The sequence below is a fragment of the Enterobacter sp. UPMP701 genome (genome assembly GCF_053709515.1).
Map to the genome: position 1 here is coordinate 41,680 of NZ_JBSKJN010000004.1, position 15,122 is coordinate 56,801.

The window sequence follows — 15,122 nt, forward strand, 5'->3', positions numbered from 1 at the left end:
AGAGAGATTAACCTTCGTTGTGCATCTCTAAGCTTTCGAGATCGTTTTGCAGCTGAACGGCTTTCGCATCGTCATTGCGCAGCGAATCAAGATAGTCGAGGTACTGCTGGTCAACGTCTTTCGTCACGTAGACGCCGTTAAACACGGAGCATTCGAACTGCTGAATTTCCGGGTTCTCGGCGCGCACCGCGTCGATGAGATCGTTCAGATCCTGGAAAATCAGGCCGTCGGCACCGATGATCTGGCGAATTTCATCCACTTCACGTCCGTGAGCGATCAGCTCGTTGGCGGTTGGCATATCAATGCCGTACACGTTCGGGAAGCGAATCTCCGGCGCGGCAGACGCCAGGTAGACTTTCTTCGCACCCGCTTCGCGCGCCATCTCGATAATCTGTTCAGAGGTGGTGCCGCGAACAATGGAGTCATCCACCAGCAGAACGTTCTTGTCGCGGAATTCCGCACGGTTGGCGTTCAGCTTACGGCGCACGGACTTACGGCGCAGGTGCTGGCCCGGCATGATAAAGGTGCGGCCAACGTAGCGGTTCTTCACGAAGCCCTGACGGTACGGCTTGTCCAGAATACGAGCGATTTCCAGCGCGATATCGCAGGAGGTTTCCGGGATAGGAATAACCACGTCGATGTCGAGATCGTCCCACTCGCGGGCAATCTTCTCGCCGAGCTTCGTGCCCATGTTGACGCGCGCGCTGTAGACGGAGATCTTGTCGATGAAGGAATCCGGACGGGCGAAATAGACATATTCAAACAGGCACGGGTTGCTGACCGGGTCGTCGGCACACTGACGGGTAAACAGCTGGCCCTTCTCGGTGATATACACCGCTTCGCCCGGCGCAACGTCGCGCAGGAACTCGAAGCCCAGGGTATCCAGCGCCACGCTCTCAGAGGCAACCATATATTCGGTACGGCCATCGCCGAGGTCGCGCTTGCCCAGCACCAGCGGACGAATGCCGTTTGGATCGCGGAAAGCCACCATGCCGTGACCGATGATCATCGCCACGCAGGCGTAAGCGCCGCGGATCTGGCGGTTGGTCGCAGCAATGGCAGCGAAGATATTGTCTGCTTCCAGCGGGTAGTGACGGAAGTTATCCAGCTCGCTGGCGAATACATTGAGCAAGATTTCAGAATCAGAGGTGGTGTTAATGTGGCGACGTTTCTCTTCGAACAGCTTTTTACGCAGCTCATGGGCGTTAGTCAGGTTGCCGTTATGGGCAAGCGTGATGCCATACGGTGAGTTGACGTAGAAAGGCTGTGCCTCAGAGGCGCTGGAACTGCCAGCAGTAGGATAACGAACGTGACCGATCCCCATATTACCTTGCAGACGCTGCATATGGCGGGCTTCAAACACATCGTTTACCAGGCCATTCGCCTTACGTAAACGGAAGCAGTTGTTTGCATCAATGGTGATGATACCCGCAGCATCCTGCCCACGGTGCTGAAGCACCGTTAACGCGTCATAAATCGACTGGTTTACCGGCATGAAACCGGCGATACCGACAATACCGCACATTCGTCTTTTCCTCGTTAAGCCACATCTCAGGGTTTATGCCCTGGGCAAAAAACTCGACGAGCTTTGCAGATAGTCAAAGAACCATCTGATGATGAAGCTGAACTCTGGAATGAGCTGCGATTTCTGCCAGTCTTCGCTTTTGGAGAACCCGGTGAAGGTATCCAGGAAGAACAGGATCGCGGCCACAATCAGCACGCCTCGCAACGCCCCGAAACAGATGCCGAGTACCCTGTCCGTTCCTGACAGACCGGTTTTCTCGACCAGCTGACCTATCACGTAATTCACGATAGCGCCGACAATCAGCGTCGCGATAAACAGCACCGCGATGGCAATTCCGTTTCGGACCAGTTCATCTTCAAAGCCCGTGAACCAGACAGACAGGTAAGTGTAGTAATGACTGGCAACAAAGAAAGCACAACCCCAGGTTACCAGCGATAACGCTTCACGAACAAAGCCACGGATCAGGCTAACCAGACAGGAAAAACCAATCACCGCAATGATGGCGTAATCAATCCAGACCATATGTGTCCCACGATTAAACGCCCTGTCATCCAGTTCGGGGCGAATTCTAACAGAAAAAGAAAACGTTTGCGTAGGGATTTCCTTCCCGCGCGTAAATAAAAAAGGCGCTGAAAAAATGTTCAACGCCTTGGCTTATCGCCTCTCTCTAAAGGAGCAGGTCGTACTTAGTTCGCGCTGTAGCTCATCACCACACCACTCAGCCCGGAGATCTGCTTCAGCTCGCCCAGCGACCCTTTCAGCTTGTCTTTCGACGCTTCCGGCCCCACGAGGATACGGGTGATTTTACCCTGCACCGGCGTGGAAGGTGAAGTGTAAACGCGATAGCCCGCGCTGCGCAGTTTACCGACAACCTCGTTAACTTTATCGGCGTTTTTCAGCGCGCCCAGCTGCACAACATAAGCTTTACCGGTCGGCGCTGCGTCTTGTTTCGCCGGTGGCGGGGTTTCAGACGCTGCAGCCAGCTGCTCTGCTGCTTTATCTCGCTGTTGCTGAGGCTTCGGCTGCGGCTTCTCGACCGGCTTCGGTTTTTCAACAGGCTTAGGCTTCTCTACCGGCACCGGATCAATTTCGATGTTGTTATTCGCCGCCAGACGTGACGGGTCGAGTGACGGTGCAGCGGCATCGCCCGCGCGAACTTCTTCCGCCGCCCCTTCAGGCGGCTGAGCAGGCAGCGCCTGGGTCGCCGCAGGCAGCATATCCGGCTCATCGCGATCGCCCGGCTTCGGCACCAGCGGAATGGCTGCAAACTCGTCCTGATAATGCTTTTTCTGCCCGTCGAGCAGCCCGGGAAGAATAATTACCCCGAGCGCGACCAGCACAATGGTTCCTGTTAAACGGTTCTGAAACTTACTCGCCACCGGTTCTCCCCGCGTCCATCACTTCCATGACATGTGCCACCGTGTGGAATGAACCACACACCAGCACGGTATCTTCTGGTTTAGCATCCGCCATCGCGGCATGCCAGGCCTGCGCCACGCTACTGTAGATTGCGCCTTTGCTGAGATGTTCCATCAACTGCTCAGCCGTCGCGCCGCGCGGCCCCTCCAGAGGAGCACAATACCAGCTATCGACCACACTCTCCATGCAGGCCAGCGTGCCGCCGATATCTTTATCATGAAGCATACCGATAACCGCCAGCACTCGCCCGGTTTTTGGTAACGATTTGAGACGTCCTGCGAGATACGCCGCCGCGTGCGGATTGTGCGCCACATCCAGAATCAGACGCGGTGACTCGCTGACAATCTGGAAACGCCCCGGCAGCAGCGCATTCTGAATGCCGTCGCGGATCGCCTGTTCGCTTACCGCTAATCCGCTGGCGCGCAGTGCCGCGAGCGCAGTCGCCGCATTCGGCTGCGGTACCTGCGGCAGCGGCAGGTTGTCCAGCACGCCGCGGGCGTCGCTAAAGCGCCAGCCGTTGTCCTGCATCTCATAGTGCCAGTCAACGCCGCAGCGCAACAAATGTGCGCCCTTCTCTTTCGCCACGTCAGCAATGGTGTGCGGCATGTCCGGCTCACCCACCACGGCAGGCTTATTCGCGCGGAAAATGCCGGCCTTCTCACGGCCAATGCTTTCACGATCCGGACCCAGCCAATCGGTATGATCCAGCGCGATGCTGGTGACCACCGCCACGTCCGCATCCACCATATTGGTGGCATCGAGACGCCCGCCCAGCCCCACTTCCAGGATCACCACGTCCAGCTGCGCCTGTTTGAACAGCCACAGCGCCGACAGAGTGCCGTATTCGAAATAGGTTAATGAGGTTTCCCCGCGCGCAGCTTCGATAGCTGCAAACGACGCCGTATGTGCAGATTCCGCCAGCTCGGTATTCTGCACCCGCACGCGCTCGGTATAGCGCACCAGATGCGGTGAGCTGTAAACGCCAACCTTGTACCCTGCCGCCATCAGGACTGCCTCCAGCGTGCGGCAGGTGGTGCCTTTACCATTGGTACCTGCAACGGTGAACACGAACGGAGCCGGTTTCAACACGTCGAGACGCGCGGCAACCTGGCTTACGCGCTCAAGGCCCATATCGATGGTTTTACTGTGCAGGTTTTCCAGATAAGAAAGCCACGCGGCCAGGGGCGACGTGGCTTGGGGAATGCTTTTATTTTCCATAATGCCCGGTTGTCATTAACAGATTAGAAAGCAAAAGGGCAGCGCCAACCGGCCCTGCCCTTTTCAGTTATCAGGCCTCGGGTTCCTGATCCGGTACCACCACGCCTTCGCGCGGCTCATCCGGGTTCGGCGCTGGCAGATTCATCAGCTTCGCCAGGACGCTTGCCAGTTTCAGGCGCATTTCCGGGCGGCGGACGATCATATCGATGGCGCCTTTCTCTATGAGGAACTCACTGCGCTGGAAGCCCGGCGGCAGTTTTTCACGTACAGTCTGCTCGATAACGCGAGGACCGGCAAAGCCGATCAGCGCCTTTGGCTCAGCGATGTTCAGGTCGCCCAGCATCGCGAAGCTTGCAGAGACGCCGCCCATTGTTGGGTCGGTCAGCACGGAGATGTACGGCAGACCGCGCTCCTGCATTTTCGCCAGCGCCGCAGAGGTTTTCGCCATCTGCATCAGGGACATCAGCGCTTCCTGCATACGTGCACCACCAGAGGCGGAGAAGCAGATCAGCGGGCAGTTGTCTTCAAGCGCCTGCTCAACGGCACGCACGAAGCGCGCACCCACGACAGAACCCATTGAGCCCCCCATGAAGGAGAACTCAAACGCGGCGGCAACCACCGGCATCTCGTGCAGGGTGCCTTTCATGACGATCAGCGCGTCTTTCTCGCCGGTCTCTTTCTGTGCAGAGGCCAGACGATCTTTGTATTTTTTGGAGTCGCGGAACTTGAGCACATCTTTTGGCTCGAGCTCGCTGCCCAGCTCTACCAGAGAACCTTCGTCCAGCAGGCTATGCAGGCGGTTGCGCGCCGACATACGCATATGGTGGTCACATTTCGGACACACCTCAAGATTGCGCTCCAGCTCTGCGCGATACAGAACCTGGCCGCAGCTATCACACTTCGTCCATACCCCTTCAGGAATGCTCGCTTTGCGCGTTGGGGTAATGTTGCTTTTAATTCGTTCAATCCAGCTCATTGATAACCTTTCTGCCTGAACCTGGTCGTATGCCAGTTTTGCTGTAAGAGGCGAATAATGCCATTTTTGCCTCCAACAGACCATGAATGTTGCACATTAAAACATAACAGCCCGAAACTTTGGATAAAAAAGTGGTCGAACCGCCAGGGTGCATTTACTTCGCTTGTTTTGCCGCCGCGCGTTTGTGACGGATGATTTCGATGACGCCAGGCAGTACGGAAAGCACAATAATCGCTACAATCAGTAACTTAAGATTTTCCTGAACCACCGGCAAATCGCCAAACAGGTAGCCTGCGTAGGTAAACAGCAGCACCCACAGCAGCGCGCCTACTACGTTATACATCGCAAAATGACGATAGGACATATGGCCCATACCCGCCACAAACGGTGCAAATGTACGCACAATAGGCACAAAACGCGCAAGGATAATGGTTTTTCCGCCATGGCGTTCATAGAAGGCATGGGTCTTGTCTAAATAGCTGCGACGGAAAATTTTGGAATCAGGATTACTGAATAATCGTTCTCCAAAAACGCGGCCAATCGTATAGTTAACCGCGTCACCCACAATCGCCGCCACAATCATCAGCATGACCATAAGATGGACATTCAGGTCATTGGTTGGCAGCGCCGATAGCGCGCCGGCCACGAACAGCAACGAGTCTCCCGGCAGGAACGGCGTGACGACCAGACCGGTTTCACAGAACAGAATGAGGAACAGAATGGCGTAAACCCAGACGCCATACTGCGCGACCAGTTCCGCCAGGTGAACATCAATATGCAGAATGAAATCAATCAGAAAACGTATTACGTCCATATTGTCTAAACCTTAATTGCACCTTTGTTTAGTCCGCTAAAAACAGCGGCCCCATTGGCGGCTTTGGCAGGTCAAACCGATCCGGATAGTCTACCGAAACCAGATACAACCCTTCCGCTTTCGCCGTGGCTGCCGCAAGCGTTCTGTCCTTCGCTGCCAGCAGGTCTGCAATCCAGCTCTCCGGCTGGTGTCCGGCCCCCACTTCCATCAGGCTGCCTACAATATTCCGCACCATATGATGTACAAAGGCATTGGCTTTGATATCCACCACCACATACGCGCCAAAACGACTGACGTTAATGTGCATGACGTTACGCCACGGCGTGCGGGACTGACACTGCACCGCACGAAACGACGTAAAGTCATTTTCACCAATCAGACACTGCGCCGCGCGATGCATGCATTCAGCATCGAGCGGTTCATAAAAATGCGTCACGCCCTGGCTTAACACCGCCGGACGCAGACGCTGGTTGTAGATGACATAGCGATAGCGACGCGCCGTCGCGCTGAAGCGCGCGTGAAAATCATCCGGCACAGCTTTCACCCAACGCACCGCAATGTCACCAGGTAAATTCGCATTTACCCCCAGCGTCCAGGCGGCATCCTTACGCACGGCGGTGGTTTCAAAGTGAACCACCTGCCCCGTACCGTGAACCCCCGCGTCCGTACGCCCTGCGCACAGGACGTTAATCGGCTCGTTTGCCACCTGAGAGAGCGCTTTCTCCAGTTTTTCCTGGACGCTGCGCACCTCATTCTGACGCTGCCAGCCATAGTATTTACTGCCATCGTACTCAATACCGAGGGCAATTTTATGAACCGGCTTTTGTTCCACTTCGGACATCAGTACAGATACTCCTGCACCAGCTTCTCAGCGATCTTGACCGCCATCAGCGCGCCGCCAAAGCGAACGTTATCCGCAACGGACCAGAACTGAACCTGCTCCGGCATACCGTAATCGTTACGCACGCAGCCAACGGAGAGATGCGCGCTGCCGGTGGCATCACCCACCTGGGTCGGGAATTCGCTCTCTTCGGAAAGGACAATGTCCTCACCGCGGCCAAACGCGTCGCGCGCTTCTTCAGCCGCCAGCGGGCGCAGGGCTTCAAAACCGACCATCTGCGCGTGGCCGTAGAAAACCGGGGACTGCACGACGTTCGCGGAGATCATCAGGCCATCATCCTGCAGAATTTTACGCACTTCATCGACGATACGACGCTCTTCGCGCACGGAGCCCTCGCGGTCCGGCAGCAGCGGCAGCATGTTGAATGCCAGCTGGCGGCCAAAGAAATCATCTTCGTCGATCGGGATGCCGTTCAGCAGCTTCGCACTCTGCCCTGCCAGCGCATCGACCGCTTTTTTACCGTTCGCCGATGCGGACAGCAGGCTGGTCACGGTAATACGCGACAGGCCGCCGTCGTCGATCAGTGGCTTCAGCGCGGTCAGCAACTGGCTGGTCAGGCTGTTCGGTACCGCAATGATGTTGCGGTTGCGGTAGTCAGCCAGCACAAACGGGTTGACGTCCGGCACCACCAGCGGCACGTCCGGCTCAAGGGAGAACAGACCGCTCAGGTCGATCACCAGACAGCCTGAATTGGTCGCTTCTTCAATATAAGACGCCGTCGCCTCTGCACCCGCGGCAAAAAACGCCAGCTGCGCCTGGGTCCAGTCAAACGCGGCCGCATCCTGAACCATCACAGATTTACCGCTAAAACGCAGATGCTCGCCCGCGCTGTCGGTGCGCGCCAGGGCATAAATTTCTCCCACCGGGAACTGACGCTCGGCAAGGGTTTCGAGCAGGGCTTCACCCACAGCACCCGTGGCACCTAAAATGGCAATGTTCCAGCCTTCAGACATGGTGGTTTACTCCAGAAATAAAAAAGCGTCCCTGTCGGAGTATCCGACAGGGAGCATTAAGAAGACATTAATGCGCCGGGTGATGGACGGCGTTAAAACCCAGTTTTTTCAGCAGCGTCGCAGCCGCTGCGTCATCGCACATCACATACAGGGAAGACCACTCGCGACGCTCAACGTAGTTCTTGCGCAGCTTGTCAAACTCACCCGGGATCCCCGCCACCTTACGCAGCAGCGCATCATCGCGGCGCACATCATACACCAAATGCACCAGCCTTTTCAGCGTTGCCTGATCGAGCGTGCCGTGCAGGGTGATACGGCCAAATTCAGGCGCGGGGAGTAAGGTATCCAGCGCCACCTGCTGCGGATGACCGATAAAGGCGCTGTAAGCTTCAAACACCTGCGTCGTGCCACGCGCCTTGCCTTCAAGCGTATAGCCCGCGATGTGCGCGGTAGCCACATCCACCTTGTTCAGCAGCTCAACGTTGAGATCCGGCTCCGGCTCCCAGACGTCCAGCACCACGCTGAGATCTTGCCCTTCATTCAGACATTTCAGCAGCGCGGCATTATCCACCACCGGGCCACGGCAGGCATTTATCAGAATAGTGCCAGCTTTCAGACGGCGAATTAGCGCCTCATCGGCCAGATGCAGAGACTTATACGGCCCCTCTTTAAACAGCGGCGTGTGGAACGTCAGCACATCACACTGCTCAACCAGCTCATCCAGCGCGCGGAAATCCCCTTCCTCACCGTTATCTTTGCGCGGTGGGTCACAGAGCAGCGTGCGGATCCCTAACGCCTCAAGGCGCTTTTGCAGGCGTCCACCAACGTTACCCACGCCGACAATCCCCACGGTGCGGTCCTTCAGCGCAAAACCGTCGCGCTCGGCCAGCATCAGTAACGAGGAGAAAACGTATTCCACTACGGCAATGGCGTTACAGCCCGGCGCGGCGGAAAACCCGATCCCCGCCTGCTTAAGCCATTTATCATCCACATGATCGGTCCCTGCCGTTGCGGTTCCGACAAACTTAATCGCTTTACCGGCAAGCAACGCCTCATTTACTTTGGTTACCGAGCGCACCATCAGCGCGTCTGCGTCATCCAGTTCGTTGACCGGGATTGGGCGACCAGGGACAGCCTTAACGTTACCCAGGCGGCTAAACAGCTCACGGGCATAAGGCATATTTTCATCAACGAGGATTTTCACGTCTGAGTACCTGTTTGAGAGGAAGAAAACCTGCCAAGTGTGCCATAATCTGGCCGCCAGGCATATATGTATGCCGGGTTTACGCTGAGTTTTGACTTTAAGGATTTTTGACGATGCAGCCTATTTCAGGTACGCCGCCACGCCCTCCGGGTGAAGGCCCTGTCACGCCAAACGTTGCAGGTGAACAACCGCTATCCACGCAACAGCGCACCGTGCTGGAGCGACTGATCACGCGCCTGATTGCGCTGACTTCACAGCAAAATGCGGAAGTCTGGGCTGGGGTAAAGCATGATTTAGGCGTGAGAAACGACGCACCGCTGCAGTCGCGCCATTTCCCTGCCGCCGAGCAAAACCTGAACCAGCGTATTACTACCGCGCAGCAGAACCACACCACGCGCCAGATTGTCGCGCAGCTGACCGAGCTGCTGGGCCAGGGGAATAACCGCCAGGCGGTCAGTGATTTTATCCGTCAGCAGTACGGCCAGACCGCCCTGGGTCAGCTGACGCCAGACCAGCTGAAAACCGTGCTGACGTTACTGCAAAATAATCAGCTGACCATCCCGCAGCCGCAGCAGCGTCCGTCAACCGAGCGTCCGCTGCTGCCTGCCGAACACAACACGCTGAATCAGATGGTGACGAAACTGGCTGCCGCTACCGGCGAGTCGACGAAGCTTATCTGGCAATCCATGCTGGAACTGTCCGGCGTGAAGGACGGCGAACTGATTCCGGCGAAGCAGTTTACCCATCTGGCGACCTGGCTCCAGGCGCGCCAGACGCTCAGCACTCAGATCGCCCCTACCCTGCACAGCATCCAGGCGGCGCTGAAACAGCCGCTGGAACCGCACGAGTTCGATATGATTCGGGATTACGCCCAACAGAACTGGCAGGCTACGCCGCAAACGGTGCTGACCACCGCGCAGGTGCAGGATGTGCTCAATCAGATCTTCGTTCGCCGCGCCGAGCGGGAAGGCGGCGCGCCGGAGGTAAGAAACATTCAGCCGATCTACAGTCCGCTGTTTGCGCCAGTCGTCGAGACGTTCAAAACGCTCTCTGCGCGTCCGGGGTTGATGTTTATTGCGCTACTGATCGCACTGGCAATTTTCTGGCTGGTTGCCTGAGTTTTGCCCGGTGGCGCGACGCTTACCGGGCCTGCAACGGCTCAAGTCCTGCGAAACGCCACCAGCGTCACCACAATCCCCACCACCGCAGAAACCGCACCAGCCAGGAAGACGGACGGGTAGCCAAACGAGGTGGCTAACATCCCGGCCAGCGGCCCGGTGACCCCGTATGAGATATCCTGAAACGCCGCATAGCCGCCCAGCGCCGTACCGCGCACCTGCGGGGCCACGCGTTTCACTACCTCCACGCCCAGCGCCGGGAAGATCAGCGAGCAGCCGCAGCCGGTAAGCGCCGCACCCAGCAGCGCAACGGAGGCGACCGGTGCCTGCCAGAGCAGCACCAGCCCAATGGTTTCAATCACCAGTGACGCTACCGCCACCTTCACGCCGCCAAAGCGATCCGGCATCCAGCCGAACAGGACGCGCATCAGCACAAACGCGCCGCCAAAGGCGGTGAGCGTAAAGCCCGCCATCGCCCAGCCGCGGCTCATAAAATAGAGCGAGACGAAGGTGCCAATCACCGCGAAGCCTACGCCCTGCAGCGCCAGCCCGAGTCCCGGCTGCCAGATTTGCCCCACCACGCTCCACAGGGAAGGACGCTCGCCTTTGTGAGCGGGCACCTTACGTACCGAACCGTTAAACGCCCACGCCAGCAGCGGCAACACCATCGTCGTTGCGGCCAGCGCCGCAAATCCAAACTGGCTATTGATGAGCAGCCCAAGCGGTGCGCCTGCGGCCAGCGCGCCGTAGATGGCCATGCCGTTCCAGGACATCACTTTGCCGGAACGCGCAGGCCCTACCAGACCCATTCCCCAGGTCAGGGTGCCGGTCAGCAACTGGCTTTCACCAAAGCCAAGGATTAAACGCCCCAGCACCAGCAGCGCAAATTTATACGCGGCATCGACCGGCAGGAGAGCGGCCAGCAGCCACGCGCCACCTGCCAGCCCGCAGGCAAACATGCCCTGCAACGCCGAGCGTTTTGCACCGTGCTGATCCGCCAGCCGACCGGCGTAACCGCGGGTTAACACCGTGGCTAAAAACTGAATGCCCACCGCTATACCGACCATGGCGTTGCCATAGCCCAGCTCCTGATGAACGAACAGCGGGATCACCGGCAGCGGCAGCCCGACGGTCATGTAGGTCAGGAATACCGCAAAGGCGATGCGGAAAAGGGAAAGGTTCCCGGAAGGAGTGCGCTTCTCGGGGATAACAGCCTTCATGCATAACTCCGTGTTCAGGCATAAAAAAGGGAGCCTTCCGGCTCCCTTCTATTATACATTCAAACGCTTATGCTTTCAGCTTGCGCATAACCAGCGTGGCGTTGGTGCCGCCGAAACCGAAGCTGTTGGACATAACCGTGGTCAGCGTCGCGTCCATTGGTTTGGTCACGATGTTCAGGCCAGCAGCCTGCTCGTCCATCTCTTCGATGTTGATGCTTGGCGCGATAAAGCCGTTTTCCAGCATCAGCAGAGAGTAGATCGCTTCCTGCACGCCAGCCGCACCCAGAGAGTGGCCGGTCATGGCTTTGGTCGCAGAGATAGCCGGGCTGTTGTCGCCGAACACTTCACGGATCGCACCCAGCTCTTTCACGTCGCCTACCGGAGTAGAAGTACCGTGGGAGTTCAGGTAGTCGATTGGGGTGTCAACGCCGTGCATCGCCATCTTCATGCAGCGCACTGCGCCTTCGCCGGACGGTGCAACCATGTCGGCGCCGTCAGACGTGGCGCCGTAGCCCACGATTTCAGCGTAGATGTGCGCACCGCGTGCCAGCGCGTGCTCCAGCTCTTCAACCACAACCATACCGCCGCCGCCTGCGATGACGAAACCGTCGCGGTGCGCGTCATAGGTACGGGAGGCTTTGTCTGGCGTCTCGTTATATTTGGTGGACAGTGCGCCCATTGCGTCGAACTCACAGGCCATTTCCCAGCCCAGCTCTTCGCCGCCGCCAGCAAATACGATGTCCTGTTTACCCAGCTGGATCTGCTCAACCGCGTTACCGATACAGTGTGCGGAAGTTGCACACGCGGAGCTGATGGAGTAGTTCACACCGTGGATTTTGAACGGGGTCGCCAGGCACGCGGAAACCGCAGAACCCATGGCTTTAGTGACCACGTACGGACCAACCGCTTTCAGGCCACGAGGGCTACGCATTGCGTCAGCGCCGAATACCTGCGCTTTTGATGAGCCGCCGGAACCGGCAATCAGACCCACGCGCGGGTTGTTCTGATAAACCTCTTCACTCAGGCCAGAATCTTTGATCGCTTCCTGCATGGAGAGATAAGCATAAATAGAGGCATCGTTCATGAAACGAACCACTTTACGGTCAATCAAACCGGTGGTGTCCAGTTTGACGTTACCCCATACGTGGCTACGCATACCTGAATCTTTAAACTCTTCAGAGAAAGTGATCCCGGAGCGTCCTTCACGCAGAGATGCCAGGACTTCCTGCTGGTTATTACCGATGCTGGAAACGATGCCCAGGCCAGTAATCACTGCACGTTTCATTCAATACCTCTGTAAGTCGCACTATAAAAGTTTCGAGTCGCACAATAGCGTACACTTGTACGCCGAACAAGTCCGATCAGACATTTTCTGCGGAAATTTGCACCGATGGACTCACATCGTTAAGATCGTGCCACTGCCTGTCAGACGAGTAACTTACGTGAAACAAAACGCTATACAACCCGCCAACCTCGAATTCAACGCTGAGGGTACACCTGTTTCCCGAGATTTTGATGACGTCTATTTTTCTAATGATAACGGACTCGAAGAAACCCGCTATGTTTTCCTCGACGGAAACCAGCTCAGCACCCGCTTCCCTGCGCACCCGCGCAGACTGTTCGTTGTCGCGGAAAGCGGATTCGGCACCGGGCTCAATTTTCTGACCCTCTGGCTGGCGTTTGACCAGTTTCACGCTGCCCACCCTGAGGCTACGCTCCAAAGATTACATTTCATCAGTTTTGAAAAATTTCCGCTGACCGCACACGATCTGCGGCTCGCCCATCAGCGCTGGCCGGAACTTGCAGTCTGGGCCGAACAGCTTCAGGCGCAGTGGCCGCCTCATATCGGCGGCTGCCACCGTCTGATTCTGGACGGCGGACGGGTGACGCTGGATTTATGGCTGGGTGACATCAATGACCTGACCGATACGCTCGATGATTCGATGAATCAGACGGTGGACGCGTGGTTCCTTGACGGCTTTGCCCCCGCCAAAAATCCGGATATGTGGAGCCAGCATCTGTTTAGCGCAATGGCGCGTCTGGCGCGTCCTGGCGCAACGCTTGCCACCTTTACCTCGGCAGGTTTTGTCCGCCGCGGGCTGCAGGAGGCGGGCTTTACCATGCAGAAAATGAAAGGCTTTGGCCGCAAGCGCGACATGCTGATCGGCAGGATGGAGCAGACGCTGGATATTCCCGCTCAGGCCCCCTGGTTTGCGCGCAGCGCGAGCGCATCGCGCGAAGTGGCAATGGTTGGTGGGGGGATCGCCAGCGCCCTGCTCTCGCTCGCGCTTGTGCATCGTGGCTGGGAGGTAACGCTCTATTGTGCTGACGAGATGCCCGCCGGCGGGGCCTCCGGCAACCGTCAGGGCGCGCTTTACCCGCTTTTAAGCGCGCACGATCCGGCACTGTTCCAGTTTTTCCCTGCGGCGTTTACCTTTGCTCGTCGCCTGTATGATGCCCTTCCGGTGGCGTTCGACCATGACTGGTGCGGCGTGACGCAGCTTGGCTGGGATGAGAAGAGCCAGCAAAAAATCACCCAGATGCTGTCGCTGGGTCTGCCGGAGGAGATTGCTCACGAGGTAAGCGCGCAGGAGGTGGCAAACACCGCTGGCGTGAACTCCGGCTGTGGCGGCATTCAGTATCCGCTCGGCGGCTGGCTGTGCCCGGCTGAACTGACCGCAGCGGCGATTAGCCTGGCGCAGTCACGCGGGCTGACGGTGCATTATGCCCACAAGGTTGAATCGCTTAGCCGGTCAGAACGGTGGACTCTGCATTTTGCTGATGGCAAAGCAGCGCAGCATGCCAGCGTTGTGCTGGCAAACGGACATAACATCAGCCAGTTTATCCAGACAGAGACGTTGCCGGTTTATCCGGTCGGCGGCCAGGTAAGCCATATCCCGACTGCGCCCGAGCTGAGCAAGCTGCGACAGGTGCTGTGCTATGACGGGTATCTGACGCCGCAAAACCCATCTAACGGCCATCACTGCATCGGCGCCAGCTATCATCGTGGCGTAACGGATATGCGCTACAGCGACGAGGATCAGCAGCAAAACCGTCAGCGCCTGATTGACTGTTTCCCGGAGGCGGCGTGGGCGAAAGAGGTTGACGTCAGCGAGGGTGACGCGCGCTGCGGCGTGCGCTGTGCGACCCGCGATCATCTGCCGATGGCGGGAAACGTGCCGGACTATGAGGCAACGCTTCAAGCCTATCATGAACTGGCTGAAAACAAGGAAACGGCGGTGAGTGCCCCGGTTTATCCGGAACTGTTCATGCTGGGCGGATTAGGGTCGCGAGGATTGTGCTCCGCGCCGCTGCTGGCAGAGGTGTTAGCCGCGCAAATGAGCGGCGAGCCTGTTCCGCTGGACAGAACCACGCTTGCAGGACTGAACCCGAATCGGCTGTGGGTACGGAAGCTGCTGAAGGGGAAAAGGGTTAAGTAGGGTGCGGTCAAATCCCCTCTCCCCAAAGGGAAGAGGGAAGAGTAAGCGGCGGCTTAGCGTTTAGCCTGCTGGAACAAATTGTCCCACATGCCCAGCACCAGAGACTGGTCGCGCGGAGAGAGCTCCCCGGCCAGAATGGCTTTTTCCAGGCTGCGAGTGACTTCAGCGTGAACGGCGTCGGCAGAGTGATCGTCACCTGCTTCAAGCTCAGCGACTGCCAGCGTCAGGTGACCACGCAGATAACCGCTGGCGAACAGCTCATCATCACTGGCGTGTTCCACCATGTCATCAATTAACGCCAGAATGCGTGATTCAAATTCTGCGATCATCTTCT

At 57.5% G+C, this 15,122-nt stretch carries 14 protein-coding genes; 2 read left to right on the top strand and 12 right to left on the bottom strand.

The annotated features are described in order from the left end of the window. Nucleotides 1-7: 7 nt before the first annotated feature. The 9 genes from purF to pdxB all read right to left on the bottom strand — a co-directional run bounded on the left by purF (nucleotide 8) and on the right by pdxB (nucleotide 9,010). Complete coding sequence (gene purF / locus ACWKXT_RS11740; protein ID WP_454529002.1) at nucleotides 8-1,525, bottom strand: amidophosphoribosyltransferase; 1,518 nt, start codon at nucleotides 1,523-1,525, stop codon at nucleotides 8-10. 33 nt (nucleotides 1,526-1,558) lie between these two features. Next, nucleotides 1,559-2,047: a colicin V production protein gene (gene cvpA, locus ACWKXT_RS11745; protein WP_000262116.1), complete on the bottom strand. Its 489-nt coding sequence runs from the start codon at nucleotides 2,045-2,047 to the stop codon at nucleotides 1,559-1,561. 164 nt (nucleotides 2,048-2,211) lie between these two features. Then, nucleotides 2,212-2,904, bottom strand: coding sequence for a cell division protein DedD (gene dedD, locus ACWKXT_RS11750; protein ID WP_045259684.1), 693 nt, complete (start codon nucleotides 2,902-2,904; stop codon nucleotides 2,212-2,214). Then, the gene (gene folC / locus ACWKXT_RS11755) at nucleotides 2,894-4,162 is read right to left on the bottom strand and encodes a bifunctional tetrahydrofolate synthase/dihydrofolate synthase (RefSeq protein WP_454532501.1); all 1,269 of its coding nucleotides are present in this window, start codon (nucleotides 4,160-4,162) and stop codon (nucleotides 2,894-2,896) included. Before folC ends, dedD begins: the two co-directional genes overlap by 11 nt. 70 nt (nucleotides 4,163-4,232) lie before the next feature. Beyond that, a complete protein-coding gene (gene accD, locus ACWKXT_RS11760; protein ID WP_014884667.1) occupies nucleotides 4,233-5,138 on the bottom strand; it encodes an acetyl-CoA carboxylase, carboxyltransferase subunit beta in 906 nt (301 codons plus the stop codon). Nucleotides 5,139-5,292: 154 nt separating this feature from the next. Further along, nucleotides 5,293-5,952, bottom strand: a complete 660-nt coding sequence (locus ACWKXT_RS11765) for a DedA family protein (protein WP_252001982.1) — start codon at nucleotides 5,950-5,952, stop codon at nucleotides 5,293-5,295. A gap of 28 nt (nucleotides 5,953-5,980) precedes the next feature. Next, complete coding sequence (gene truA / locus ACWKXT_RS11770; RefSeq protein WP_454532502.1) at nucleotides 5,981-6,793, bottom strand: tRNA pseudouridine(38-40) synthase TruA; 813 nt, start codon at nucleotides 6,791-6,793, stop codon at nucleotides 5,981-5,983. Next, nucleotides 6,793-7,806, bottom strand: a complete 1,014-nt coding sequence (locus ACWKXT_RS11775; protein WP_454532503.1) for an aspartate-semialdehyde dehydrogenase — start codon at nucleotides 7,804-7,806, stop codon at nucleotides 6,793-6,795. The genes truA and ACWKXT_RS11775 overlap by 1 nt, the downstream gene beginning before the upstream one ends. A 67-nt stretch (nucleotides 7,807-7,873) precedes the next feature. Then, complete coding sequence (gene pdxB / locus ACWKXT_RS11780; protein ID WP_454529005.1) at nucleotides 7,874-9,010, bottom strand: 4-phosphoerythronate dehydrogenase PdxB; 1,137 nt, start codon at nucleotides 9,008-9,010, stop codon at nucleotides 7,874-7,876. Between the two features lie 113 nt (nucleotides 9,011-9,123). Here pdxB and flk point away from each other — a divergent pair, with 113 nt between their 5' ends. Beyond that, on the top strand, nucleotides 9,124-10,128 hold the full coding sequence (gene flk / locus ACWKXT_RS11785) for a flagella biosynthesis regulator Flk (protein WP_454529006.1): 1,005 nt from the start codon (nucleotides 9,124-9,126) through the stop codon (nucleotides 10,126-10,128). A gap of 41 nt (nucleotides 10,129-10,169) precedes the next feature. Here flk and ACWKXT_RS11790 read toward each other — a convergent pair whose 3' ends face one another. Then, nucleotides 10,170-11,348, bottom strand: a complete 1,179-nt coding sequence (locus tag ACWKXT_RS11790; protein ID WP_454532504.1) for an arabinose transporter — start codon at nucleotides 11,346-11,348, stop codon at nucleotides 10,170-10,172. Nucleotides 11,349-11,415: 67 nt separating this feature from the next. Further along, entirely contained in the window at nucleotides 11,416-12,633 is a 1,218-nt protein-coding gene (gene fabB / locus ACWKXT_RS11795) for a beta-ketoacyl-ACP synthase I (RefSeq protein WP_028016207.1), read from the bottom strand. 157 nt (nucleotides 12,634-12,790) lie between these two features. Between fabB and mnmC the strand changes: the two genes are divergently transcribed. After that, nucleotides 12,791-14,788 (top strand): bifunctional tRNA (5-methylaminomethyl-2-thiouridine)(34)-methyltransferase MnmD/FAD-dependent 5-carboxymethylaminomethyl-2-thiouridine(34) oxidoreductase MnmC, encoded by a 1,998-nt coding sequence (mnmC, locus tag ACWKXT_RS11800; protein WP_454532505.1) that lies wholly within the window; start codon nucleotides 12,791-12,793, stop codon nucleotides 14,786-14,788. Nucleotides 14,789-14,841: 53 nt separating this feature from the next. On the opposite strand, the gene ACWKXT_RS11805 is transcribed toward mnmC, so the two are convergent. Then, nucleotides 14,842-15,117, bottom strand: a complete 276-nt coding sequence (locus ACWKXT_RS11805) for a YfcL family protein (RefSeq protein ID WP_028013966.1) — start codon at nucleotides 15,115-15,117, stop codon at nucleotides 14,842-14,844. Between the last annotated feature and the right edge of the window lie 5 nt (nucleotides 15,118-15,122).

Excerpts from the sequence above, each read along its gene's own strand:
- purF (WP_454529002.1), bottom strand. The coding sequence starts at position 1,525 with ATGTGCGGTATTGTCGGTATCGCCGGTTTCATGCCGGTAAACCAGTCG.
- cvpA (WP_000262116.1), bottom strand. The coding sequence starts at position 2,047 with ATGGTCTGGATTGATTACGCCATCATTGCGGTGATTGGTTTTTCCTGT.
- folC (WP_454532501.1), bottom strand. The coding sequence starts at position 4,162 with ATGGAAAATAAAAGCATTCCCCAAGCCACGTCGCCCCTGGCCGCGTGG.
- accD (WP_014884667.1), bottom strand. The coding sequence starts at position 5,138 with ATGAGCTGGATTGAACGAATTAAAAGCAACATTACCCCAACGCGCAAA.
- ACWKXT_RS11765 (WP_252001982.1), bottom strand. The coding sequence starts at position 5,952 with ATGGACGTAATACGTTTTCTGATTGATTTCATTCTGCATATTGATGTT.
- truA (WP_454532502.1), bottom strand. The coding sequence starts at position 6,793 with ATGTCCGAAGTGGAACAAAAGCCGGTTCATAAAATTGCCCTCGGTATT.
- ACWKXT_RS11775 (WP_454532503.1), bottom strand. The coding sequence starts at position 7,806 with ATGTCTGAAGGCTGGAACATTGCCATTTTAGGTGCCACGGGTGCTGTG.
- flk (WP_454529006.1), top strand. The coding sequence starts at position 9,124 with ATGCAGCCTATTTCAGGTACGCCGCCACGCCCTCCGGGTGAAGGCCCT.
- ACWKXT_RS11790 (WP_454532504.1), bottom strand. The coding sequence starts at position 11,348 with ATGAAGGCTGTTATCCCCGAGAAGCGCACTCCTTCCGGGAACCTTTCC.
- fabB (WP_028016207.1), bottom strand. The coding sequence starts at position 12,633 with ATGAAACGTGCAGTGATTACTGGCCTGGGCATCGTTTCCAGCATCGGT.
- ACWKXT_RS11805 (WP_028013966.1), bottom strand. The coding sequence starts at position 15,117 with ATGATCGCAGAATTTGAATCACGCATTCTGGCGTTAATTGATGACATG.